Annotated in this window: 20 protein-coding genes; 13 read left to right on the forward strand and 7 right to left on the reverse strand. The window is 71.3% G+C overall.

Annotated features, from left to right (window positions below):
- Nucleotides 1-67 precede the first annotated feature (67 nt).
- Both ACZ7KF_RS10555 and ACZ7KF_RS10560 read left to right on the forward strand, forming a co-directional pair.
- A complete protein-coding gene (locus ACZ7KF_RS10555; protein WP_471071333.1) occupies nt 68-487 on the forward strand; it encodes an organic hydroperoxide resistance protein in 420 nt (139 codons plus the stop codon).
- Nucleotides 488-849: 362 nt separating this feature from the next.
- Complete coding sequence (locus ACZ7KF_RS10560; RefSeq protein ID WP_471071336.1) at nt 850-1590, forward strand: Type 1 glutamine amidotransferase-like domain-containing protein; 741 nt, start codon at nt 850-852, stop codon at nt 1588-1590.
- A gap of 654 nt (nt 1591-2244) precedes the next feature.
- Here the strand turns inward: ACZ7KF_RS10560 and ACZ7KF_RS10565 are convergent.
- A complete protein-coding gene (locus tag ACZ7KF_RS10565; protein WP_471071340.1) occupies nt 2245-3240 on the reverse strand; it encodes an SCO2400 family protein in 996 nt (331 codons plus the stop codon).
- A 200-nt stretch (nt 3241-3440) separates the two neighbouring features.
- On the opposite strand from ACZ7KF_RS10565, the gene ACZ7KF_RS10570 reads away from it, so the two are divergent.
- The 8 genes from ACZ7KF_RS10570 (at nt 3441) to ACZ7KF_RS10605 (ending at nt 13794) form a co-directional block, all read left to right on the forward strand.
- Complete coding sequence (locus tag ACZ7KF_RS10570) at nt 3441-4598, forward strand: mandelate racemase/muconate lactonizing enzyme family protein (protein WP_471071343.1); 1158 nt, start codon at nt 3441-3443, stop codon at nt 4596-4598.
- A complete protein-coding gene (locus ACZ7KF_RS10575; RefSeq protein ID WP_471071346.1) occupies nt 4595-5608 on the forward strand; it encodes a zinc-dependent alcohol dehydrogenase in 1014 nt (337 codons plus the stop codon). The genes ACZ7KF_RS10570 and ACZ7KF_RS10575 overlap by 4 nt, the downstream gene beginning before the upstream one ends.
- Nucleotides 5609-5721: 113 nt before the next feature.
- Nucleotides 5722-6723 carry a hypothetical protein gene (locus ACZ7KF_RS10580; RefSeq protein WP_471071348.1) on the forward strand — a complete coding sequence of 334 codons (1002 nt, stop codon included), beginning with the start codon at nt 5722-5724 and terminating at the stop codon, nt 6721-6723.
- 5 nt (nt 6724-6728) lie between these two features.
- Nucleotides 6729-7838, forward strand: a complete 1110-nt coding sequence (gene chvE, locus ACZ7KF_RS10585) for a multiple monosaccharide ABC transporter substrate-binding protein (protein ID WP_471071351.1) — start codon at nt 6729-6731, stop codon at nt 7836-7838.
- Between the two features lie 44 nt (nt 7839-7882).
- Complete coding sequence (gene mmsA / locus ACZ7KF_RS10590) at nt 7883-9433, forward strand: multiple monosaccharide ABC transporter ATP-binding protein (RefSeq protein WP_471071354.1); 1551 nt, start codon at nt 7883-7885, stop codon at nt 9431-9433.
- Nucleotides 9430-10674: a multiple monosaccharide ABC transporter permease gene (mmsB, locus tag ACZ7KF_RS10595; protein WP_471071357.1), complete on the forward strand. Its 1245-nt coding sequence runs from the start codon at nt 9430-9432 to the stop codon at nt 10672-10674. Before mmsA ends, mmsB begins: the two co-directional genes overlap by 4 nt.
- A 25-nt stretch (nt 10675-10699) precedes the next feature.
- A complete protein-coding gene (locus tag ACZ7KF_RS10600; protein ID WP_471071360.1) occupies nt 10700-11884 on the forward strand; it encodes an aldose epimerase family protein in 1185 nt (394 codons plus the stop codon).
- A 101-nt stretch (nt 11885-11985) separates the two neighbouring features.
- Complete coding sequence (locus tag ACZ7KF_RS10605; protein WP_471071363.1) at nt 11986-13794, forward strand: pyridoxal phosphate-dependent aminotransferase; 1809 nt, start codon at nt 11986-11988, stop codon at nt 13792-13794.
- A gap of 77 nt (nt 13795-13871) precedes the next feature.
- On the opposite strand, the gene ACZ7KF_RS10610 is transcribed toward ACZ7KF_RS10605, so the two are convergent.
- The 3 genes from ACZ7KF_RS10610 to ACZ7KF_RS10620 all read right to left on the reverse strand — a co-directional run bounded on the left by ACZ7KF_RS10610 (nt 13872) and on the right by ACZ7KF_RS10620 (nt 15944).
- Nucleotides 13872-14291, reverse strand: coding sequence for a hypothetical protein (locus ACZ7KF_RS10610; RefSeq protein ID WP_471071366.1), 420 nt, complete (start codon nt 14289-14291; stop codon nt 13872-13874).
- A 296-nt stretch (nt 14292-14587) separates the two neighbouring features.
- A complete protein-coding gene (locus ACZ7KF_RS10615) occupies nt 14588-15238 on the reverse strand; it encodes a DUF4360 domain-containing protein (RefSeq protein ID WP_471071369.1) in 651 nt (216 codons plus the stop codon).
- Nucleotides 15239-15485: 247 nt separating this feature from the next.
- Entirely contained in the window at nt 15486-15944 is a 459-nt protein-coding gene (locus ACZ7KF_RS10620) for an RrF2 family transcriptional regulator (RefSeq protein ID WP_471071371.1), read from the reverse strand.
- Nucleotides 15945-16019: 75 nt separating this feature from the next.
- Between ACZ7KF_RS10620 and ACZ7KF_RS10625 the strand changes: the two genes are divergently transcribed.
- Nucleotides 16020-18971 carry a glycoside hydrolase family 35 protein gene (locus tag ACZ7KF_RS10625; protein WP_471071374.1) on the forward strand — a complete coding sequence of 984 codons (2952 nt, stop codon included), beginning with the start codon at nt 16020-16022 and terminating at the stop codon, nt 18969-18971.
- Here ACZ7KF_RS10625 and arfA read toward each other — a convergent pair.
- On the reverse strand, nt 18958-20472 hold the full coding sequence (gene arfA, locus ACZ7KF_RS10630) for an arabinosylfuranosidase ArfA (RefSeq protein ID WP_471071377.1): 1515 nt from the start codon (nt 20470-20472) through the stop codon (nt 18958-18960). The genes ACZ7KF_RS10625 and arfA overlap by 14 nt on opposite strands.
- 261 nt (nt 20473-20733) lie before the next feature.
- Here arfA and ACZ7KF_RS10635 point away from each other — a divergent pair, with 261 nt between their 5' ends.
- Nucleotides 20734-21345, forward strand: coding sequence for a toxin-antitoxin system, toxin component family protein (locus ACZ7KF_RS10635; RefSeq protein ID WP_471071380.1), 612 nt, complete (start codon nt 20734-20736; stop codon nt 21343-21345).
- The gene (locus ACZ7KF_RS10640; protein ID WP_471071383.1) at nt 21342-22571 is read left to right on the forward strand and encodes an MAB_1171c family putative transporter; all 1230 of its coding nucleotides are present in this window, start codon (nt 21342-21344) and stop codon (nt 22569-22571) included. The genes ACZ7KF_RS10635 and ACZ7KF_RS10640 overlap by 4 nt, the downstream gene beginning before the upstream one ends.
- Nucleotides 22572-22607: 36 nt before the next feature.
- On the opposite strand, the gene ACZ7KF_RS10645 is transcribed toward ACZ7KF_RS10640, so the two are convergent.
- Nucleotides 22608-23453, reverse strand: coding sequence for an SMP-30/gluconolactonase/LRE family protein (locus tag ACZ7KF_RS10645; protein ID WP_471071386.1), 846 nt, complete (start codon nt 23451-23453; stop codon nt 22608-22610).
- Nucleotides 23450-24223, reverse strand: coding sequence for an IclR family transcriptional regulator (locus ACZ7KF_RS10650; protein ID WP_471071389.1), 774 nt, complete (start codon nt 24221-24223; stop codon nt 23450-23452). The genes ACZ7KF_RS10645 and ACZ7KF_RS10650 overlap by 4 nt, the downstream gene beginning before the upstream one ends.
- Between the last annotated feature and the right edge of the window lie 102 nt (nt 24224-24325).

Genomic DNA, 24325 nt, shown 5'->3' on the forward strand with positions numbered 1-24325 from the left:
CTTCTTTCCAAAATCCGTCGTCGATCGTGGGCGCGAGTCGCGGCGGACCGAGGAGGAGGACAACCGCATGCCCATCACGCAGTCCGACGTCCTGTACACCGCCGTCGCCACCGCCGAGAACGGCCGCGACGGCCGGGTCGCCACCGACGACGGCAGGCTCGACGTCGTCGTGAACCCGCCCAAGGAGATGGGCGGCAACGGCGCCGGCACCAACCCCGAGCAGCTGTTCGCCGCCGGGTACAGCGCCTGCTTCCAGGGGGCGCTCGGTGTCGTGGCCCGCCAGGAGGGTGCCGACATCACCGGCTCCACGGTCACCGCCAAGGTCGGCATCGGCAAGAACGACGACGGGTTCGGGATCATCGTGGAGATCTCGGCGAGCATTCCGAACGTCTCCGCCGACGCCGCCCGGGAGCTGGTCGAGAAGGCCCACCAGGTGTGCCCCTACTCGAAGGCGACGCGCGGGAACATCACCGTGACGCTGGTCTGACCTTCGTCGTTGCGTACAGCGGCAGCCGCACCCTTGGACGTGGGGTGCGGCTGCGCCGCTTCGCAGGCGTCCGCCGGGTTCCCCCGGGCGCCGGGGGCGGAGCCGCGGATGGGGCGGCCACGCGGCTCTCCGCGCCCCTAGGGGACAGCCGCCGCCAGCCTGTTGTTCCCCTTTTCCGGACTGAGGAGTGGTCGCGGACTGGCCTGATTGCCGCCGTTCGACATCTACGGTGGCCGTGGCCTGCCCTGGGTGGACAGGACCTCGGGCAGCCAGAGGGGCAATTCGATTGCGGACGTAGCCGATGCCTTGGCACGGTTCAGGGCATCGTGCGCGTCTGAATCCTGGTCTGAGGAGGCACCCTCGTGGCTGTCGTTCCGGAACGTCGTTTGGCTCTCCTCGGTGGCGGCTTCTCCACCGACAACGACGGTCTGCTGGATGACTGGGTGCTCGATCAGGTGCCCGTTCCTCGCCCCAAGGTGTGCTTCCTTCCGACAGCCAGTGGTGACGCCCCCGCCTACATCGAGCAGTTCTTCGGGGCGTACCCATCACGTTCCTGCGAGCCGAGCGTCTTGCATCTCTTTCGGCGGGAGCTCGATGACGACGCCCTTCGCACGTTCCTACTCTCCCAAGACGTCGTCTACGCAGGTGGGGGCAACACCGCGAACATGCTGGCGGTCTGGCGCGCGCACGGCGTGGACCGTCTACTTCACGAGGCCTTCGACCGCGGCACCTTGCTGTGCGGCATCAGCGCTGGTGCCAACTGCTGGGCCGAGGGCTCGCACACCGACTCTTTCGGGCCGCTGACCCATCTCTCGGACGGCCTGGGTCTGCTGCCCGGCTCGGTCTGCCCGCACTACGACAGCGAGCCCGGTCGGCGATCGTCCTATCAGGCAGCCGTGGCAAACCGCGCGCTTCCGGCCGGCTGGGCAGTAGAAGACGGTGTCGGCGCCCTCTTCACGGGCGGTCTGCTGACGGACTCCGTGACGCGTACGCCTCGGGCCCGTTTGTATCGGGTAGAGCCCGGCAGGGATGGCGGAGTCGACGAGCAGGCCATGCAATGTCGCCTGCTCGTCGCAGCACAACAGCCCACTTCACCCGCATGAAGTGGTGAGAGAGCGGCCCCGCCTGGGGCGGGGCCGACGGCCGTGTCGGTGCAGAAGGAATCAGCCTTGACGCTCGTGTTCTGGTAGTCCCGGCGCAGGTGACGGTGCGTGGTCGGTGAAGACGGGCATGCCGAGGTCGACCAGCTGTGGCCGACCGGCGGCCCGGGTCCGGCTGAGGCTGTCGAGCTTGGCGGTGGCGGCGTCGAGGCTGACCTGATTCCTTCGACTTCGCCGAGCCAGCCATTGCCACGCGCTTCGCGGATGCGCTCGCGGAGGTTGTGGATGATCTCGATTCCTCATCGAAGACCAGCCAAGGCACCACACCTGGGTCCGTGGCAACCCGCCCCCACCGTGGAAGCTGGATGGTGCGGACGTCACGGGATTGCTCGTGCAACTCCGCTGCGCTCCTTCGTTCTCGGATGGCGCAACGTCTACCGACTAGGCCAGGCGGGGGATGCGCTCCGGCCCGGCGTGTCCTTCCGTAGTCCGGTCAACGACTCGGTGCCGCCCTCCTCGGCACAACGCCCCCGCCGGCTCGAGGTCGGTACGGCGGGACGCGCCTGTTCGACTCAACCGCCCTGACGGCCGGGGGGTGTCACGGCCTCCCAGACGGCGGCGGAGACGCAGAGGTGCGGGCGGGTGGGGCCCCGGAGGTCAGGTGCACCACCACAGGAAGCGGTCGCAGGTCTTGGTGGGCGTCGGCTCGGGGGTGGGGTCGGCGGTCGTCGGGGCCGCGGTCGGGGTGGCGGGCGGCGTGGTGGCCGGATCGGCGGGGGTCGTGGGGCTCGTGCCGGAACCCGTCGTGGCCGACTGCTGCGCCTTGTCGCTGCTGTGCGCGGAGGGCGAGGCGGAGCCCTTGTCCTTGTCCTTCTCCTTGTCCTTCGGGGACTTCGAGGCGGACGCGGAGGCCGAGGCGTCCGGGGAGGCGGAGGCGCCCGCGCCCGGGGCGGCGGAGAGGGCGTCGATCGGGGCGGCGGTGCGGTCCGGCGCGGTGGAGGCGGCACCGCCGTCCGCCGAGGCGCCCGCACCCGGGGCAGGGGTGTCGCTGGAGAAGGGCGAGAAGGGGGCGTCCGTGCCGAGTTCGGCGAGGCTCAGCCCGCCGGCGGCGAGCACGAAGCCGGCCGCGACCAGCACGGTACGGCGTCGGCGGCGCCGGTGCACGGCGGCCTTGCGGTCCCGCCGGCTGCCCTCGGCACGGGCGGCGGCACGGCTGCCGGCGCGGCCTCCGACGGGGGTGGCGGACGCGGAGGACTCGGAGGACTCGGAGGACTCGGAGGACTCAGGGAGTTCCTGACCGTCGTCCTCACCGGCCTCGTCCGGCCCATCCGGCCGGACCGACCCGGCCGGACCGCCCGGACCGTCCGACCCGCCCGGCGCGTCCGATGCGCCCTGGCCGCCGTACCGCTCCGCGTACTGCTCCTCGTACGGCTTCCCGGCGTACGGCCCCTCGGCGTAGGGCCGCTCGCCGTACGAAAGTTCGTGGGCGGGGACCCCGTATCCCGCCGTTGCCTGCTCGTACCCGTGTCCGTGTCCGTGCGCGTGCGCGGCCGGCGCCGCCGCGGTGACGGCGAGTCGGTCGGCGGGCGTTCCGCACCCAGGGCAGGCCAGGGCGCCGTTGAGGTGCCGTTGGCACGGGTGGCAGTAGTCCATGACGCGGGAAGACTAGAGTCCGCGCGGGCCCGGTTCGCGGCGAGCCTGTGAAGGTTTGGTGGGAGATCGAAAGAGTTCTCGAAAGCCGTGCCGAAACCGTTACCTGTTCGACCCATTGACACCCCCGCCGCCCCGTCCTTACTGTCACGCCAGCATTTCGAACGTGTGACGAAATCTCGAACAGCTGAGGGGCAACTGCCGTGCGCATCACCGGAATCAGCACACACGTGGTCGGCACGCCGTGGCGCAACCTGACCTACGTCCAGGTGCACACCGACGAAGGAATCACGGGAGTCGGCGAGACCCGGATGCTCGGTCACACCGACGCGCTGATCGGCTATCTGCGGGAGGCCGAGGCCAACCACATTCTCGGATCGGACCCGTTCGCTGTCGAGGATCTCGTGCGCCGTATGAAGTACGGCGACTACGGCCGCGCCGGCGAGATCGTCATGTCCGGCATCGCGGTGGTCGAGATGGCGTGCTGGGACATCAAGGGCAAGGCGCTGGGCGTGCCGGTGTGGCAGCTGCTCGGCGGCAAGGTGACCGACAGGGTCAAGGCGTACGCCAACGGGTGGTACACGACCGAGCGGACCCCGGAGGCGTACCACAAGGCCGCGCAAGGGGTCGTGGAGCGCGGCTACCGGGCGCTGAAGATCGACCCGTTCGGCACCGGGCACTTCGAGCTGGACCACCGGGAGACCCTGTACGCCGTCTCGCTCATCGAGGCCGTGCGGGACGCCATCGGCCCGGAGGCCGAGCTGATGCTGGAGATGCACGGCCGCTTCTCCCCCGCCACCGCCGTCCGGCTGGCGAAGGAGATGGCGCCCTTCAAGCCCGCCTGGCTGGAGGAGCCGGTGCCGCCGGAGAACCTCAAGGCGCTGGAGAAGGTCGCGGCCAAGGTGGACATGCCGGTCGCCACCGGTGAGCGCATCCACGACCGGATCGAGTTCCGGGAACTGTTCGAGAGCCAGGCCGTGGACATCATCCAGCCCGACGTCGGCCACATCGGCGGCATCTGGGAGACCCGGAAGCTGGCCGCCACCGCCGAGACCCACTACATGCTCGTCGCCCCGCACAACGTCGGCGGGCCCGTGCTCACCGCCGCCTCCCTCCAGGTCGGCTTCACCTCCCCCAACTTCAAGATCCTGGAGCACTTCAACGACTTCGCGGACGCGGAGATCAAGAAGGTGGTCAAGGGGGCGCCCCAGGTCGTGGACGGGTACTTCGAGCTGTCCGACGCGCCCGGTCTCGGCGTGGAGCTGGACGTCGACGCGGCGGGCGAGTTCCCGCAGCAGCAGGCCCGGTTCGACCTGTGGGCCGACGGCTGGGAGCAGCGCAGGCCGAAGGGGAGCAAGTGAGCCACCGCGTCCTGGTCGAGGCGCCCGGCGCGCACCGGGTGGCGGAGCACACGCCCCGGGACCCCGGTCCCGGCGAGGCGCTGGTCGCCGTGCACGCGGTCGGCATCTGCGGCAGCGACCGCGAGGTGTACCAGGGCAACCGGCCCGAGGGGTACGTGACCTACCCGCTCACCCCCGGTCACGAGTGGTCGGGGACGGTCGCGTCGGTGGGCGCCGGGGTGCCGGGCTCGCTCCTCGGCCGCAAGGTGGTCGGCGAGGGCTTCCGCAACTGCCAGGTCTGCGAACGCTGTCACGCGGGCGAGACCACGCTGTGCACCGCCGGGTACGAGGAGACCGGGTTCACCCAGCCCGGCGCCATGGCGGCCACCCTCACCCTGCCCGCCCGGCTGCTGCACGTCCTGCCGGACGACGCCGACCTCACCGCCGCCGCGCTGCTGGAGCCGGCCGCCTGTGTCGCCGCCGCCGCGCTGAAGGCGGGCGCCCGGCCGGGCGAGCGGGTCGCGGTGGTCGGCACCGGCACCCTGGGCATGTTCGCCGTGCAGTTCCTGAGGGCGGTCTCACCGGCGGAGTTGCTCGTCGTGGGCGTCCGGGACGACCGGGAGGCCCTCTCCCGGCGGTTCGGAGCGACCGGCTTCCGGATCCGGGACGACGAGGATCCGGCCTTCCCCGGCGACTTCGACGTGGTGATCGAGACCGCCGGGTCCGCGTCCGCCGCGCGCACCGCCGCCGCGCTGCTCCGGCGCGGCGGGCGCCTGGTCCTCACCGGGATCCCGGCACCGGGCGCGGACGGGCTGGACCCCACCGACCTCGTCGTGCGGCAGCTGGAGGTGCACACCGTCTTCGGGGCGCCGCCGGACGCCTGGGCGCACACCGTGCGGGTGTTCGGCGCCGGGCTGCTCGATCCGCTGCCGCTGGTCACGCACGAGTTGCCGCTGACCGAGTTCGCGCGGGCCATCGAGCTGGTGGGGTCCGGCGATCCGGAGGTGGGCAAGGTGCTGCTCCGCCCCTGACCGTGCGCCGGCCGGGGCGTGACCCGACGGCGCCCCGGCCGGCGTACAACCAAGGCTTTTCCCTGCCCAGAGCCGCGAACCTTGTCCGAAATACCGAACACGAAGGACAGCTTGTGACCGACGCTTCCGCCCCGGCAGCCCGCAGGCCCGGCGAGCAGGTGCTCGCCGCACTCGGCCTGGGCGCGCCCGCCCTCGACCCCGCCGACGCCTCCGCCCGCACCTTCCCGGGCGGCGGTCGCTGGCGCACCGAGATCCCCTCGTGCGAGGGTCCCGAAGCGCTCGCGGTCGTCCTGAAGGAGGCCTCGCGCCTCGACGTGCCGATCCACCGGATCAGCCAGGGCAGCGGCGTGTGGATGCTCACCGACGCCGAGATCACCGAGATGGTCGAGGCCACCGGCGAACGCGACATCGAACTCTGCCTGTTCACCGGCCCGCGCGGCACCTGGGACATCGGCGGCTCGGTGCGCTCCGACTCCCGCGGGGGCGGTCTGCGCGCCCGGGGCCACGACGCGGTCGCCGGCTGTGTCGAGGACGCCGTCCGGGCCACCGAGCTGGGCGTCAAGTGCCTGCTGGTCGCCGACGAGGGCGTGCTGTGGACCCTGCACCGGGCCCGCGAGGCGGGGATCGTCCCGGCCGACACGACCCTCAAGGTGTCGGCGCTGATCGGCCCTGTCAACCCGGCCTCGTACGCCGTCTACGAACGGCTCGGCGCCGACTCCGTCAACGTGCCCAGCGATCTGACGCTGGACCACCTCACCGAGATCCGCCGGGTCTCCGGCGCCCCCATGGACATGTACATCGAGGCGCCCGACGACCTCGGCGGTTACGTCCGGATGTACGAGGTCGCCGAGCTGATCCGGCGCGGCGCCCCGCTCTATCTGAAGTTCGGTCTGTCCAAGGCGCCCGGCATCTACCCCTGGGGCACCCATCTGCGGGACGTGACCCTGGACACCGCCCGGGAGCGGGTGCGGCGCGGCCGGCTCGCCCTGGACCTGCTCGCCCGGCACGGCGCGGACGGCGACATGGCGCCGCTCGGCTCCCGGCTGCCCGGGACCCTCAACCGCTTCCCCGTCGAAGCTTCCGCTCCTCTCAACGACGAGAACGACAAGGACTGATCCCCATGCGCAACCGCAGAGCCGCACTCGCCGTGCTGGCCTCAGCCGCCTCGCTCGCCCTCACCCTGACCGCCTGCGGCCAGAACGGCGAGGGCGGCAGCAAGGAGAAGTCGGGCGACGTCAAGGGCGCCACCATCGGCATCGCCATGCCGACGAAATCCTCCGAGCGCTGGATCTCCGACGGCAAGAACGTCGTCAAGGACCTGGAGGCCAAGGGGTACAAGACCAAGCTGGTCTACGGCGAGGACGACCCGGAGCAGCAGGTCTCGCAGATCGAGAACCTGATCACGCAGGGCGTCAAGGGCCTGATCATCGCGGCCATCGACAACAAGTCCCTGAACAGCGTCCTCCAGCAGGCCGCGGACGCCGACATCCCGGTCATCTCCTACGACCGCCTGATCCTCGGCAGCAAGAACGTCGACTACTACGCCTCGTTCGACAACGAGAAGGTCGGCAGGCTCCAGGGCCAGTACATCGTGGACAAGCTCGGGCTGGCCAAGGGCAGGACGGGCCCGTTCAACATCGAGCTGTTCGCCGGCTCCAACGACGACAACAACACCCGGTACTTCTTCAACGGCGCGATGAGCGTGCTGAAGCCGTACCTGGACAAGAAGCAGCTCGTCGTCCGGTCCGGCCAGACCGCGCTCAACAAGGTCGTCACGCTGCGCTGGGACGGCGCCACCGCACAGCGGCGCATGGACGACATCCTCACCTCCTCGTACAAGAGCGAGCGGGTCGACGCCGTCCTCTCGCCCTACGACGGCATATCCATCGGTGTGCTCTCCGCGCTGAAGTCGGACGGCTACGGCTCCGGGAACAAGCCGCTGCCGGTCATCACCGGCCAGGACGCCGAGCTGGCCTCCGTGAAGTCGATCATCGGCGGTCAGCAGACGCAGACCGTCTACAAGGACCTGCGCAAGCTGGCCGAGGTCGCCTCGACGATGGTCGACGACCTGCTGAAGAACAAGAAGCCCGAGGTCAACGACACCAAGTCCTACGACAACGGCACCAAGGTCGTCCCCGCCTACCTGCTCCAGCCGGTCAGCGTCGACAAGACCAACTACGAGGACGTGCTCGTCAAGGGCGGCTACTACACGGACGCCCAGCTCAAGTGAGTCCCGCCCACCCGACGACCCCACACTGATTGGAAGGCACGACCATGGCGGGACCCGTCCTGGAAATGCGCTCGATCGTCAAGACCTTTCCCGGTGTCACAGCGCTCTCGGACGTCACACTGACGGTACGTCAGGGCGAGGTCCACGCCATCTGCGGGGAGAACGGCGCCGGCAAGTCCACCCTGATGAAGGTGCTCTCCGGCGTCCATCCGCACGGCAGCTACGAGGGCGAGATCCTCTTCCGGGGGGAGCCGTGCCGCTTCCGGGACATCCGGGCGAGCGAGCAGCACGGCATCGTCATCATCCACCAGGAACTGGCGCTGGTGCCGTACCTCTCCGTCGCGGAGAACATCTTCCTCGGCAACGAGCACGCCACGCGCGGGTTCATCAACTGGAACGACACGCTCAGGCACGCCACCGAACTGCTGCGCCGGGTCGGCCTGACCGACCACCCCGAGACCCGCGTCGCCGACATCGGCGTGGGCAAGCAGCAGCTCGTGGAGATCGCGAAGGCGCTGTCGAAGAAGGTGAAACTGCTCATCCTGGACGAGCCGACGGCGGCGCTGAACGACGAGGACAGCGGCAAACTGCTCGACCTGATCCTGGAGCTGAAGAAGCAGGGCATCACCTCGATCATCATCTCCCACAAGCTCAACGAGATACGCCGGGTCGCCGACTCGGTGACGATCATCCGTGACGGGCGCTCCATCGAGACGCTCGACGTGAAGGCTCCGGAGACGACGGAGGACCGGATCATCAGCGGCATGGTCGGCCGCGACCTCGACCACCGCTTCCCCGAGCGCACCCCGCACCGGGCCGAGGAGGGCACGGCCCCCGCCCTGGAGATCCGCGACTGGACCGTGCACCACCCCATCGACCAGCAGCGCAAGGTCGTCGACAACGTGTCGCTCCAGGTGCGGCGCGGGGAGATCGTCGGCATCGCGGGTCTCATGGGCGCCGGCCGCACCGAGCTGGCCATGAGTGTCTTCGGACGGTCGTACGGCCGGTACGCGGGCGGCACGGTCCTCAAGGACGGCGAGGAGATCCGGACGAAGTCCGTCGCCGAGGCGATCGGGCACGGCATCGCCTATGTCACCGAGGACCGCAAGCACTACGGCCTCAACCTCATCGACACCATCAACCGCAACATCTCGCTGACCTCCCTCGGCAAGGTGGCCCGGCGCGGCGTGGTCGACGAACACGAGGAACGGCAGGTCGCCGAGCGGTTCCGCTCCTCCATGAACATCAAGGCGCCGACCGTCTTCGAGCCGGTGGGCAAGCTCTCCGGCGGCAACCAGCAGAAGGTCGTCCTCAGCAAGTGGATCTTCGCCGGTCCGGACGTCCTGATCCTGGACGAGCCGACGCGCGGTATCGACGTCGGCGCCAAGTTCGAGATCTACACGGTCATCGACCAGCTGGCGGCCGAGGGCAGGGCGGTCGTCTTCATCTCCTCCGAGCTGCCGGAGCTGCTCGGCATGTGCGACCGCATCTACACGATGGCCGCGGGGCGGCTGACCGGCGAGTTCTCCCGGGCCGAGGCATCCCAGGAATCGCTGATGCGCCAGATGACGAAGGACAAAGAGGTAACCCGATGAGCACGGACACGACCGCCAGGACCCCGGCCCCGGCGCCGCCCGGGAAGAGCGGCGCCCCGGCCTCCGGCGGCCTGCTTCAGCTGATGCTGAACGGCCTGCGCACCAACATGCGGCAGTACGGCATGCTGATCGCCCTCGGCCTGATCGTGGTCCTGTTCTCCGTGTGGACCGACGGCGACCTGCTGCTGCCCCGCAACGTCTCCAACCTGGTGCTGCAGAACAGCCACATCCTGATCCTCGCGATCGGCATGATGCTGGTGATCATCGCGGGCCACATCGACCTGTCGGTCGGCTCGCTGACGGCGTTCATCGGCGCGTTCGCGGCCGTCCTGACGGTGCAGCACGGGGTGGCCTGGCCGGTCGCCCTGGTGCTGTGCCTGCTGGTGGGCGCGGTGGCCGGCGCGGTACAGGGCTTCATGATCGCCTACTTCGGCATCCCCTCGTTCATCGTCACCCTCGCCGGGATGCTGATCTTCCGCGGTCTGACGGAGATCCTCCTGGAGGGCCAGACCCTCGGCCCGTTCCCGGGCGGTCTGGAGAAGATGGGCAACGGCTTCCTGCCGGAGACCGGCCCGAACACCAACTACCACAACATCACCCTGCTGCTGGGCATCGTCCTGATCGTCTTCACGGTCGTGCAGGAGTTCCGCGACAGGAAGCGGCAGCAGGAGTTCGCCCTGGAGGTGCCGCCGCGGAACCTCTTCCTGCTCAAGCTCGTCGCCATCAGCGCCGCGATCCTCGTCGTCACGATGCTGCTCGCCAGCTACAAGGGCGCCCCGATCGTGCTGATCATCCTGGGCGCGCTGGTGGTCGGCTACGGCTACGTCATGCGCAACGCCGTCTTCGGCCGGCACATCTACGCGATCGGCGGCAACCTGCCGGCGGCCAAGCTGTCCGGCGTCAAGGACAAGAAGGTCACCTTCTACGTCTTCCTGAACATGGGCGTGCTCGCGGCCCTGGCGGGTCTGGTGGTCGCCGCCCGCCTGAACGCGGCCTCGCCGAAGGCCGGCCTCAACTACGAACTCGAGGCCATCGCCTCGTCGTTCATCGGCGGCGCGTCCATGAGCGGCGGTGTCGGCACCGTCCTCGGCGCCATCATCGGCGGTCTCGTCCTCGGCGTGCTGAACAACGGCATGAACCTCCTCAGCGTGGGCACCGACTGGCAGCAGGTCATCAAGGGCATCGCCCTGCTGGTGGCGGTCGGGTTCGACGTGTGGAACAAGCGCAAGTCCGGTTCGTAAGCGCCCGGAAAAGGGAGCCGTATCCATGGAACTGAACAGACGCACGGTCATCGCGGGAGCAGCCGCGGTGGGCCTCGCCGCCACCACGCTCGGCACGACGCAGACCCCGGCCGCCGCCGCGGGCGGTGACCGGGCCGGCACGGGTCCGGGAGGCCGGAAGCCGGTGAGGGAACTCTTCGGCACACTCGCGGACGGCACGAAGGTGTACCGCTGGTCGCTGGAGAACGGCGGTACCCGGCTGAAGGTCCTCTCCTACGGCGGCATCGTCCAGTCGCTGGAGATCCCCGACCGGCACGGGCGGTACGCGAACGTCTCGCTCGGCTACGACGACCTCGCCGCGTACGTCGCCGGGACCACCTTCTTCGGCGCCACCATCGGCCGCTACGGCAACCGCATCGCGGGAGGCCGGTTCACCCTGGACGGCCAGACGTACCAGCTGTCCGTCAACGACGGCGCGAACAGCCTGCACGGGGGCGCCAAGGGCTTCAACACCAAGGTGTGGGACGTCGAGCCGTTCACCGCGGGCCCGGACGTCGGTCTGCGCCTGTACTACACCAGCGCCGACGGCGAGATGGGCTACCCCGGCACGCTGAGGACGAAGGTCACCTTCACGCTGAACCGGCACGGCGACTGGCGGATCGACTACGAGGCCACCACCGACAGGCCGACGGTCGTCAACCTCACCAACCACACGTACTACAACCTCGCGGGCGAGGGCACCGGCAGCATCGAGGACCACGAGCTGTGGCTGGCCGCGAGCCGCTACACCCCCACCGACGCGGGGCTGATCCCCACCGGCGAGGCGGCGAAGGTCGCGGGCACCCCGTTCGACTTCACCCGCCCCAAGCCGATCGGCCGCGACATCCGTGTCGGCCACGGCCAGCTGGTGACCGCCAAGGGCTACGACCACAACTTCGTGCTCGACAAGGGGGTGACCGCACGGCCGGAGCACGCGGCGACGCTCCGCGACCCGGCCTCCGGCCGTACCCTGAAGATCTTCACCGACCAGCCCGGCGTGCAGTTCTACTCGGGCAACTTCCTCGACGGCACCCTCGTCGGCCCGTCCGGGCGGACCTACCGGCAGGGCGACGGCCTGTGCCTGGAGACCCAGCACTTCCCGGACTCGCCGAACCAGCCGTCGTTCCCCTCCACCGTGCTGCGCCCCGGCCGGACATACCGGACGACGACGATCCACACGTTCGGGGCGTGAAGTCGCTCACTCCCCGCGTGAGTTGAACGCCACGGCCGTCCCTGCCGTATCCAAGGGCGGCCCGTGCTCCCCCGCACGGGCCACCCTGAACGGAGGTCCCCTTGGCCGGCAACGTCACCTCGTTGTTCCGCGGCACCGCCGCGCACAGCCCCTCCATGGCGGCGCTGACGCGGGAGGGCGGCGACGGGGCCGGCCCGGTGGACTTCTGCATCCCGTGCAACCCCTACTTCCCCACACCCGCCATGTTCGAGGAGATGGCGACCCGGTTGCGCGAGATCATCACGTACTACCCGAGCGGCGCCGACACCATCACGAGCGAGCTGTGCGGCCTGCTCCAGCTGCCGCCGCAGTGCGTGGCGATGGGCAACGGCTCCACCGAGCTGATCACCTGGATCGACCATCTGCTGGTCCGCGAGTCCCTGGCCGTCCCCGTGCCCACGTTCGGCCGCTGGACCGACCAGCCGATGGAGACGGGCAAGCGGGTCGACATGTTCCCGCTCCAGGAGGCGAACGACTTCGCCCTGGACCTCGGCCAGTACGCCGAGTTCATCCGCGCCCGGGGCACCCGGGTGGCCGTGATCTGCAACCCCAACAACCCCGACGGCGGCTATCTGCGCCGTCAGCAGGTGGTGCAGTTCATGGACGCCATGGCCGACCTGGACCTGGTGGTGATCGACGAGTCGTTCCTGGAGTTCGCCGACGCGGAGACCGAGCCGAGCGTCGTCCAGGAGGCCATGCTCCGCCCCAATGTGATCGTGCTGCGCAGCCTGGGCAAGAACTTCGGCCTGCACGGCATCCGCTTCGGCTACCTGGTCGCCAACCCGGCGCTCGCGGGCAAAATCCGTTCGATGCTGCCGAAGTGGAACCTCAACGCCTTCGCCGAGCACGTGGTGTTCATGCTGAAGGAACACGGCGCCGAGTACGCGCAGAGCCTGACGCAGGTCCGCCGCGACCGCCTGGAGATGGCCAGCCACCTCTCCGCGCTCCCCGGCCTCACCGTCTACCCCTCCCAGGGCAACTTCCTCTTCGTGCGCCTGCCCGTCGGCGCCGAGGGCACGGTGGTCCGGGACCGGATGCTCACCGAGCACCGGATCCTGGTCCGCGAGTGCGGCAACAAGATCGGATCCTCCAGCCGCTTCCTGCGGCTCGTGGTGCGCCCCCAGGTCGACGTGCGTCGCCTGGTGTCCGGCCTGGAACAGGTGCTCTACGGGTCCAGGAGGGGAGCCGCCGTGCCCGAGCTGGGCACCGGGACCAGCTACAGCTCGGGCACGGCGGCGGTCGACCGGCTGGTCAGCGAGACCAACGGGGCCGGCCTGCGGCTCACCGCGCCCGGCCCTTCCCCGGCCGCCGGCACCGGCATGCCGCTCCCCGCCGCCGTCGCGCCGGCCGGCGGCGGGATGCCGATGCCGGCGGCAGCCCAGCCCGCTCCGGCACCCCAGCCGGTCCCCGCACCCCAGCCGATGGCCCCGGCGGCACAGCCGATGACCCCGGCGCCCCAACCGTTCCCCGCGCCCCAGCCGATGACCCCGGCGCCCCAACCGGTCCCGGTGGCGCAGCCGATGGCTCCGGCGCCCCAGCCCGTCCCGGTGGCGCAGCCGATGGTCCCGGCACCGCAACCGGCGCAGCCGGCCCCGCCTCTGACCCCGGCCGTCACGCCGCCCCCGCTGCCCACCGCACCGGCGCCGATACCGGTGCCCGTAACCACACCCGCACCGGCGCCCGTCGCGGCGTCCGCGGCGGCGATGGCGCCCACCCCGCCCGGGGTCCCGGCCCGGGGCGGTCTCACCGCGGCCCAGGTCCGCGGGATGACGTCCCCGGCCCCCGCCGCGGGCCTGACCCCGGCTCCCGCGACGGGCTGGCCCAACGCCCAGAGCTGGCCGAGCGCCGCGGGGATGGGGCAGGCGGGATAGAAGTCCGCCTCGTCGAGCCACCGCCCCGCCGGGCCGGTGGCTCGACGGGGCGGTGGCCCGATGCGGGCGGGGATCGCCTACTTGATGTTCAGCTTGACGGTCTGATTCTCCGTGAGGTCGGTCTGCGGCAGCGACCGGTTGAACGTCTGGGGCGGCTTCCTCGGCGGCTTGCACGTGACCGAGATCGCCAGGCTGAAGCTGGAGTCGAGCGGGACCTCCAGGTTGGCGATCTCGTACCTCGCCCGACGGCCCTGCACGCCCGTGACCTTGACGGCGGCGTCGTCCTCGTCGCTGTCCAGGAACACCGCCTGGGGAACGGACTTGTTGGGGGCGGGGAAGGCTTTGTCACAGGACACGGTGCCCTTGTAGGTCACCTCTCCGGTGTCGACCGCCGACGACGCCGGTCCTGCCGTCAGGACGCCTCCGACCAGCGCCGCGGTGACGAGCGGGATTCCGGCCGCGAGCATGTGGGATCTGCGGGACGCATGTGTGAACATGGGACCACCTTGAGCGGAAGAGTACTTCTGCGTACGAACCGGCCCGGTATCCTCCGAGAACCCCCCGATCCTCCCCCACCACGCTGCTACAGCCGCACCTGGCCCGCAACTCGGCCGACGGGGCCGACGGCCCGGGTGCCGCTCCCGGCCGGGTACCCCCGCCCGGCGCCCCACGGGCCGGCCGGCCCACTGTGCCCGCGCGAACGCGCCGGTGAGCGAGCACGCTTGACGGACCGTCACCACGGAGCCCGCGCCCCTCCGCGAGGGGCGCGGGCTCCGTCGTGCTCTCGCCCCGGCTAGGAGCCCGGGCACTCCTTCCACGCCAGGTGGTACACCGTGCTGATGTCCCCGTCCGTCGAGTCCATCGTCATGAAGCTCACCTTGTCGGGGGAGGTGGTGCCCGCGGTCACCCGCAGCTCGGTGTTGATGTTGAAGTTGCGCAGGACGCCGCAGGGTGCCCAGACGAGCTGGGCCCAGTCGGTGTCGTCGGTGGCCTGCCAGTCGTCGTTGTAGGGGCCGGTGAAGGGGTGGGTCCGGGGCACGGTGTTCGACGAGCCCTGGAAGTAGTACGACGCCTTCTGCGTGCCGGTGGCGCCCTTCTGCAGCGAGGCGAAGCCCCGGTAGTCGGCGCTCGCGACCGCGTAGGTGAAGCCCTGGGGCACGTGGACCACCAGGTTGAGCTGACAGTTCTTGCGGAAGGCCGTGGGGTCGGAGCCACCGCCGGCCTTGGCCAGGTATTCGCTGTAGGTCACGGTGAACGCCGTGTTGTCCGGGGACACGGCCACGGCGGCCGTGCCCGCGGGACAGCCGGAGCCGTTCACCGTCGCCACGTCGATGACGATCTTGTCCGGGGGCGGGTTGTCGAAGACGGAGGACGGGCTCTGGGCGGGTAGCGCGGTGGTGAGGAGAGCGGCTACGGCACCGCTCAGGAGGAGTCCACCAGCCATGGTTTCTCCCGGTTGTCGGGTGGGGGGTGTACCTCACGCCAAGCCGTTCAAAGGTGAAGAACCTGTGTGCCATCTGTGAACCGCTGAGGGAGGCGTGGGCATCGTAGGAAGCCCCGCCCGGGGCCGGGAGGGTGAACTCCGGCCATTCACACCCTGGCTTTTCACGGCTCGCACCGGGCCTTTCACGGCTCGCACCGGGCTTTCCGCGGCCTCGTCCGGCGGACCGCCGGCGGCGCGCCCGCCTCGCTCAGGGGTTCTCCCAGGCCGCCGGTTCCGCGGCCAGCGACCGGACCGGCTCGGGCAGGGCGTCCGCCGCGAGGTCGGCGAGCGTGACACCCTCCAGGATCCGGCGGACATTGGCGCGCAGGGCGATCCACAGCGGCAGCAGGGGCCGGGCCGTGCCGGTGTAGGCGAGTCCGGTCGGGCGTTCGCCGCGCACGGACACGATGGGACCGTCGACCGCCCGGATGACGTCCGCCACGGTGACCGCGGCGGCGTCCCGCGCCAGCCGGTAGCCGCCGCCCCCGCCACGCCGGCTGTCCACGATCCCGGCCCGTCTGAGGTCGCCCAGGATGCCCTCCAGGAACTTGTGCGGGATGCCCTGCACGGCGGCGATTTCCTCTGCCTTCACCGGGCCGTTACCCTGCCGTACGGCCAGCTCCAGTACCGCCCGTACCGCGTAATCCGCCCGTGCCGAGATCCTCATGCGTCCATTGTGGGGCGTATCTCCGTGGAGAATGGCCGCACCCGCGCCCCGTAAGATCGCCCGGGAGGATCCACCTTGGCGCTCAGCAGACGTACCTTCAGTGCCCTGGCCGGCTCGGCCTCGCTCGGGCTCGCCCTGGGCGGCAGCGGCGGCCCCGGGGCCCCCTCGGCGTACGCCGGCGGCAGCGCGCCGACCGGCCCGGCGCCGGTCCCGCCGCGCGCCGACGGCGAGCGCCACACGATCGGCTACGACCGTTACTCGCTGCTCGTGGACGGGCGCCGGCTGGTGGTGTGGTCCGGCGAGCTGCACCCCTTCCGGCTGCCGAGCCCGTCCCTGTGGCGGGACGTGCTGCAGAAGATGCGGGCGCACGGCTACAACGCCGTCAGCGTCTACGTCGCCTGGAACTACCACTCCCCCGCGCCCGGCAGGTACGACTTCACCGGCGTCCGGGACCTCGGCCTGTTCCTGCGCACGGCCGCCGAGACCGGTCTGTACGTCATCCTGCGCCCCGGCCCCTACATCAACGCCGAGGTCGACGGCGGCGGCTTCCCCGGCTGGCTGACGGCGACCGAGGGCACCGCCCGGACCGACGACCCCACCTATCTGTCGCACGTCGACGAGTGGCTGACCCAGGTGAACCGGATCGCCCGCCGGCATCTGTTCACACAGGGCACCGGCACGGTCCTGCTGTACCAGATCGAGAACGAGTACGACGCCCACGCGCGCGACGCCTCCGGCCGGAACTACATGTCCCACCTCTACCGGAAGGTGCGGGCCGACGGGATCGACGTCCCGCTGTTCCACAACGACAAGGGCCGCAACGGCTACTGGGTCCCCGGCTCCTTCGACACCGCCGGCGAGCGGGGCGGCTGGCTGTACGGCTTCGACGGCTACCCCTCGCCGTCCCAGCCCCCGCCCGACTGGGGGCACTACGGCCCCGGCGGGGCGAAGGGCGGGGCCACCGCCTCGCCCAGCACGCCCGGGTTCGTGCCCGAGTTCGGGGGCGGCTGGTTCGATCCCTGGGGCGGGGCCGAGTTCGACGGCAAGGGGTACGCCGAGTCGCGGCGGACCCGGGACGCGGCCTACGAGCGCCGCTTCTACCTGACCAACCTCGCCAACGGGCTCACCCTGCACAACGTGTACATGACGTTCGGCGGGACCTCGTGGGGCTGGCTGCCCGCGCCGGTCGTCTACACGTCGTACGACTACGGCGCCGCGATCGACGAGGGCCGGGGCGTCACCGACAAGATCGCCCCGATGCACCAGCTCGGGCACCTGTTGCAGCGCGTGCCCGACTTCGCCAAGCTGGACCGGGCGGCGGACGTCGAGGCCGAGGGGCTGAAGGTCTACCACCTCACCAACCAGGACACCGGCGCGCACGTGTACGTCGCCCGCAACGACGGCACGGAGCCGGTCACCACCGGCCTGCCGACCGACGCCGGCGAGCTGCGCGTCACCGTGCCCGGCCGGGACGCCAAGCTGCTGACCACCGGACTGTCGCTGGGCAAGCGGACCCTGAAGTACTCCACCGCCGCGCCCATGCTGTGCCTGACGGCGGGCCGCCAGGACATCGCCGTGTTCACGGGCCGGCGCGGCGAGATGGCCGAGCTGGTGCTGGAGTGCCCGGCCGAGCCGTTCGTGCAGCGGCTGGACCCGGAGGGCGGCTGGGCCTACGACCGGGGCGAACTGCATGTGAACGCCCCCCTGGGGGAGGCCGGACTGACCCGGGTGCTGGTGCAGAAGGGCGAGACGGACACCCCGCTGCTGCTGCTCTTCGCCGACGACGCCACCGCCGTCCGCCTGTTCCCCTACGACACCCCGTCCGGGACGCTCCTGGTGTACGGCCCGGCGCTGCTGCGGCACGTCGAACTTCACGGCTCGCAGGTCCGTCTGACCGGTGACCTCACCGAGCGGACCGCCCTGGAGGTGTGGGGCCCGCGCGGCATCGACACCGTGGTGTGGAACGGACAGGAGGTGGCCACCCGGGTCACCCTCTCCGGCAGCCTGATGAGCACCGGGGAGCTGCCGGGGGTGCCCGAGGTGCGGCTGCCCGAGCTGGGCGGCTGGCGGATGCGGACGGAGAACCCGGAGGCGGGCCCGGGCTTCGACGACTCCTCGTGGAAGCGGGCGGACAAGACCTCGTCGTTCAGCACCACGGCGGTCCCCGACGGCCGGCCGGTGCTCTTCGCCGACGACTACGGCTTCCACTACGGGGACGTCTGGTACCGGGGCGGCTTCGACGACGCGACCGGCATCGAGGAAGTCTCGCTCGCCTACAGCACCGGCACGCAGGGCCTGCTGATGGCCTGGCTGGACGGCGAGCCGCTGGGCACGCACCGGATGCCCGTGCCGGACAAGAGCACGATCCGCAAGGGAAGCTGGGCGGACACGGCGGTCTTCCCGGTGCGCGAGCGGCTGCGCTCCCCCGGCCGGCACGTGCTGTCCGTGCTCGTGCGGCGCATGCAGCACGACCAGGACGGCAAGGCACTCGACACGCACAAGGTGGCCCGCGGCCTCACGGAGGTCGGCTTCACGGGCGCCGCGCCGAAGGTGAGCTGGCGCATCCAGGGCGAGGGCCCCGCCGACCCGGTGCGCGGGCCGATGAACAACGGCGGTCTGTACGGCGAGCGGGAAGGCTGGCACCTGCCCGGCTTCCGGGACCGGGACTGGGAGCGGGTGACCTTCCCGCGCGCCGAGCGGCGGCAGGGCGTGACCTGGTACCGGACCACGTTCCGGCTGTCGGTGCCGGCCGACGTCGACGCGTCGATCGGCCTGACCCTGGACGACGACCCGTACCGGGCCTACCGCGCCCAGATCTTCCTCAACGGCTGGAACCTCGGCCAGTACATCAACAACGTCGGCCCCCAGCACACCTTCGTCCTGCCGAACGGCATCCTGCGCACCCGGGGCACCAACACCCTGGCGTTCGCGGTGCTCTCGGAGTTCACCACGCTGTCGGGCCCCGGGTCGGCCCGCCTGACGCTGCTCGGCAGCGCGGCCGGCGGAGTGCCGGTCACGCCAGTCTGATCACGTTCCAGGACAGCGGCTCCAGTACGGCGGTGAGGGTGCCGTCCGTCAGGGCGGTGCCCTCGACGGGGTGCGGGGTGACGCGTTCGGGGTCGGCGAGGGTGTTGCGGGCGTCGGGATCGGCGTCCGCGAGCGCGGTGTGCTCGATGACGGACGTCGGCGCCGGACCGTTCAGGGTGACTTCGAGCGGCAGGGAGCCGGTCCGGCTGCGGTTGACCGCGAACACGGTGACGGCGCCGTCGGCCGCGCGCACGGCGGTGGCGTGCAGCAGGTCCGTCTCGCCGTACTTCTTCGTCTCGTACGTCGGCGAGTCCACGCGGACGTCCAGCACCCGGCCCCGGCCGTACCGGGAGGCCTGGGCGAACGGGAAGAACGTCGTCTGCCGCCAGGCCGGGCCGCCCGGCTCGGTCATGATCGGGGCGATCACGTTGACGAGCTGGGCGAGGCAGGCGACGGTGACCCGGTCGGCGTGCCGGAGCAGGGCGATGAGGAGCGAGCCGAGGACGACCGCGTCCAGGACGCTGTAGTCGTCCTCCAGCAGACGGGGGGCCTCCGGCCAGTCGGACCGGTCGGCGGTCCGGGCGTGCTCCTCCCACCTGGAGAGGTACCAGACGTTCCACTCGTCGAAGGAGAGGTTGATCCGCTTCTTGGACTTCAGCTTGGCGCCCACGTGGTCGGCGGTCGCGACCACGTTCTCGACGAAGGACTCCATGTCGACGGCGGAGGCGAGGAAGGAGTCCAGGTCGCCGTCGACGGGCTCGTAGTAGGCGTGCAGGGAGATGTGGTCGACCAGGTCGTACGTCTCCGTCAGGACGGTCGCCTCCCACGCGGCGAAGGTGGGCATGGCCTGGCTGGAGGAGCCGCAGGCGACCAGTTCGACGGCGGGGTCGAGCTGACGCATGGCGCGCGCGGTCTCGGCGGCGGTCCGCCCGTACTCCTCGGCCGTCTTGTGGCCGGTCTGCCAGGGGCCGTCCATCTCGTTGCCGAGGCACCAGAGCCGGATGCCGAAGGGGTCCTCGTCGCCGTGGGCGGCACGGAGACCGGAGAGGGCGGTGCCGGCGGGGTGGTTGGCGTACTCCTGGAGTTCGAGGGCTTCGGCGACGCCTCGCGTCCCGAGGTTGACCGCCACCATGGGTTCGGCCTGGGGGCCGAGCTTCTTCAGGAAGGCGATGTACTCGGAGAGGCCGAAACGGTTGGTCTCGGTGGAGTGCCAGGCGAGATCGAGGCGGCGGGGGCGTTCCTCCACCGGGCCGACCGAGTCCTCCCATCTGTGGCCGGAGACGAAGTTGCCGCCGGGGTAGCGGATGGTGGTGACGCCGAGTTCGCGGACGAGGGCCAGGACGTCGGTCCGCAGACCGGCCTCGTCCGCCGAGGGGTGGCCCGGCTCGTGGATGCCGGTGTAGACGCAGCGGCCGAGGTGTTCCACGAACGAGCCGAAGAGACGGGGATTCACCTCGCCGATGGTGAAGGCGGGGTCCAGGGTGAAGCGGGCGGGATGCATGCGCGCCTTCCGGGGTGGGGTGCGTGGGTGTCGTGGGCCGGTGCGGGCTTCGACGCGGTCCCCCGCCCCACCGTTCGATATGTCGGATACCGCTCGTGACTCCGAACGGGACCGTAGATTCGAAGCGCTTGCGCGTCAACGGGTCGTCCACCGGCCCGCAGGTGGTTCTCCGTTGAACAACGGTCGCCGGATCGCATGACGGGGGCGCGTCCGGGCGCGTACGCTCGGACCGGCCGCAACCGGCGGTGGGAAGGGAGCCAGATGAGTTTCGGGGGCGCGCGGGAGCGGGCGTCACGCCTCGCCGCACGACTGCGGCGCTCCGGCTCGGGCCCGGCCATGCGCTCCCTGGCCGGCGAACTCGCCGCCGCCGTCCACAACCGTCCCGAACCGCCCGAAGGCGTCCGCGCGTTGTGCCGGGCACTGTGCGAGGAGATGAGCGCACTGCGCGCGGGGCGGCCGGTGGAGCTGCGGTTCGAGCGGTTCCCGGACGAGATCGAAGTCACCGGCCTGTGGGTCGAGTTCGCCGACTTCGACCTGGTCATCGTGGAGGACCGGGCCGAGGCCGTGCAGCAACTGGTCATCCTGGGCCACGAGCTGTGGCATCTGCACGCCGGGCACCGGCACCACCATCTCGCCGGGGCCGCCGCGGCCCGCGCCCTCGCCGACACGCCCGGCTGGCGGGACATGGCCCTCACGGTGGCCGCCCGCAACGGCTCCCGCGAGTCCGACGAGGCCGAGGCCGACGACTTCGGGCACCGCCTGGCCACCCTGTTCCGCGACCGGCTCGCCGGGACCCGTCCCGCCCCGCCGGACCCCCTCCAGCGCTCCCTCGGCTATCGCGGCCGCGACCAAGTGAACGGGCCGAAGGGGTGACCCAGCCGGCGGTGGACCCCTCGGGAATCCTCGGCGAGTTCTACATCTCCTTCTGGATCCCCACGGCCGTGCTCACCGCCGCCCTGGTGATCAAGCTGCCCACGATCATCCGCCTGTGGCGGGACCCGCTGCTGCGCGCGGTCGGCGGGGTGCTGCTGCTCGCCTGCGCGGTGTTCGTGTTCTGCACGCCGTCCACCATCGCCCGGGTCAACCGGCTGACCGGCGTGCCCAACTTCTCGGCGCCCTGGTGCTATTCGCTCATCACCGCGTTCTGCGGCTCCTGCCTGCTGCTCATCATCACCTGGCGCAACGGCCTGTCCCACCGCTCGGCCGCCACCCGGCGCGCGAGGCGCTGGGTGGTCTCGGTGTACTCGGGGGTCATCGCCGCCCTGTGGGGGTGCTTCCTGTTCGCCGACGCCCCCGAGGAGCGGCTGCGGGACCTGGACACCCACTACGCCACCACGCCGTTCATGCGCGAGGAGATCCTGCTCTACCTCCTCGCGCACGCCGTGGCCTGCCTGATCACCTTCCGGCTGATCCGGGACTGGGTGCGCGCCGAGGGCCTGGACCCCTGGCTGCGGCGGGGGTTGCGGCTGCTCGGCGCGGGCTACGTCCTGAACCTGGTCCTCGGCGCGGCCAAGCTGACCGCCGTCGTCGCGCGCTGGTGCGGCCGGGACCTGGACTGGCTGAGCACCGATCTGGCCCCGCTCCTGGCGTCCCTCTCCGCCATCCTGATCGCCGTCGGCTTCGTCCTGCCGCACGCCGGCCAGTATCTGCGCGACCGCCGGCGGGTCCGGCTCGCCCACCGCGAACTGCTGCCGCTGTACCGGCTGCTGCGCGACGCGAGCGGCGAGGGGGTGCCGTTCGCGCTGCGCGCCACGCCCGAACTGCGGCTCACCCGCCGCGAGACGTTCATCCGGGACGTGCTGCTGCCGCTGGCCCGGCACCTCGACACCACGCTCGGCAGACGCGCGTACGACGCCGCCCTCGGCCTCGGCCATCCGCCCGAGCGGGCCCGGGCGCTGGCCGCTGCCGTGAGCATCCTCGACGCCGTCGGGACCAGGGCGCGTACGCCGGAGCCGCCCGGGCCGGCCGCCGACCCCGACACCACGGACCTGCTCCGGGAGATCGGCGCCGTCTCCCGGGCGCTGCGCCGTCCCGGCGACATCGAGGCGGTCCGCGCCCGAGCGGCCGTCCCGGCGGAGAGCGTGGCCGTGCCCGAGTGAGCACGGACCGCCGTCACGCTCGGCGGCGTCGCGCGCTCAGCCCGCGAACGCCGGCTGGGGCAGGCCCTTCCCCGCGCCCGGTACCACCAGCAGCGAGCCCGACAGGGGGTGCGGGGCCGACAGGCCCGTGCGGGCGGTGGTGATGTACAGGTCGGTCAGGCCGGCCCCGCCGAACGCGCACGCCGTCGTCCGCGGCGTCGGCAGGGTGATCACCCGGTCCAGTTCGCCGGCAGGCGTGTAGCGGCGGACCGCTCCCCCGTCCCACAGGGCCACCCACACACAGCCCTCCGCGTCGACCGTCAGGCCGTCCGGGAAGCCCGCGCCCTCCTCGATCTCCACCAGCGGGCGGCGCTCGTGGACGCCGTCGGCGTCGTGGTCGAAGACGTCCACGCGGCGGGTCGGGGTGTCGACGTAGTACATGAGGCGGCCGTCGGGACTCCAGCCGGTGCCGTTGCTGACGGTGACGTCGGGCAGGACCGTCCGCACGGCGCCGTCCCCCGTCAGCCGGGACAGCGTGCCGCCGCCCGTCGCCTCGTCGTACCGCATCGTGCCCGCCCACAGGGAGCCGTCGGGGGCCACCGCCGCGTCGTTGGCGCGGCGGCCCGCGACCGGCTCGTGGTGCAGCCAGCGGAACGTGCCGTCGGCGTCCAGCAGGCCGACGCCGTCCCGCAGGTTCAGCACCAGGCCCCCGCCCGCGCGGGGCTTGGCCGCGCCGACGTGCTGGGGCGTCGTCCGGACCGTACGGCGTCCGGAGACGGGATCGTAGGTGTGGATCCGCATGCCCAGGATGTCCAGCCAGACGAGCCGGTCCGTCGCCGGGTCCCAGGTCGGGCCCTCGCCGAGCGCCGCCTCCGCCCGCACCGCGACCTCGTACTCCGTCATGCCGCCCCCCTGTGACCCAGTCGTTCCGACAGTTCCGCCGCGCCCTTCGCGGCCAGTTCCTCCAGCTCGGCCCGGCGCTCCTCGCTCCAGCGGATCATCGGGACGGAGATGGACAGCGCGGCCACCACCTGGCCGGCGCGGTCGCGGACCGGCGCCGCCACGCAGGAGACGTCCGGGTTGGACTCGCGGCTCTCGACCGCGATCCCGCGCTGCCGGATCTCCGCCAGGGCCTCGCGCAGCGCGCCCGGTTCGGTGATGCTGTTCGGGGTCATCGCGGCCAGCTCGGTCCCGTCGGGGATCCGCGCGGTCAGCTCCTGCTCCGGCAGCGAGGCCAGCAGCATCTTGCCGACCGAGGTGCAGTGGGCGGGCAGCCGGCGGCCGGCCGCGGAGACCATGCGGACGGCGTGGGTGGAGTCGACCTTGGCGATGTAGATGACGTCGGTGTCCTCCAGGATCGCCACGTGCACCGTCTCGTCGCAGGTCTCGGCGACGGAGCGGGCCACCTGCTGGCCCTCGGCGGCGAGGTCGAGCTGCTCGGCGTACCGGCTGCCGAGCTGGTACGGGCGCACGCCGAGCCGGTACCGTCCGGGCTGTCCGGGCACCTGCACGATGTACGACCGTGCGGAGAGCGTGGTGACCAGCTCGTGCACGGTGGTGCGTGGCAGCTGGAGTCTGCGCACGATGTCGGGGGCGGAGAGCGTCCCGTCCCCGTCGAGGAACAGCTCAAGAATGTCGAGAGCCCGGGTCACGGCAGGCACGAGGCGTCCCACGTCCGGCCCCCTCCCTTGGGTCTAAGCGCCTGCGCGCGATATCGGGCCGTCAGGCGTTCGAGATATCAACAGGCGATCGGCATGACGAACACAGGCTAGTCA

The sequence above is a fragment of the Streptomyces sp. NPDC038200 genome, from assembly GCF_055600785.1.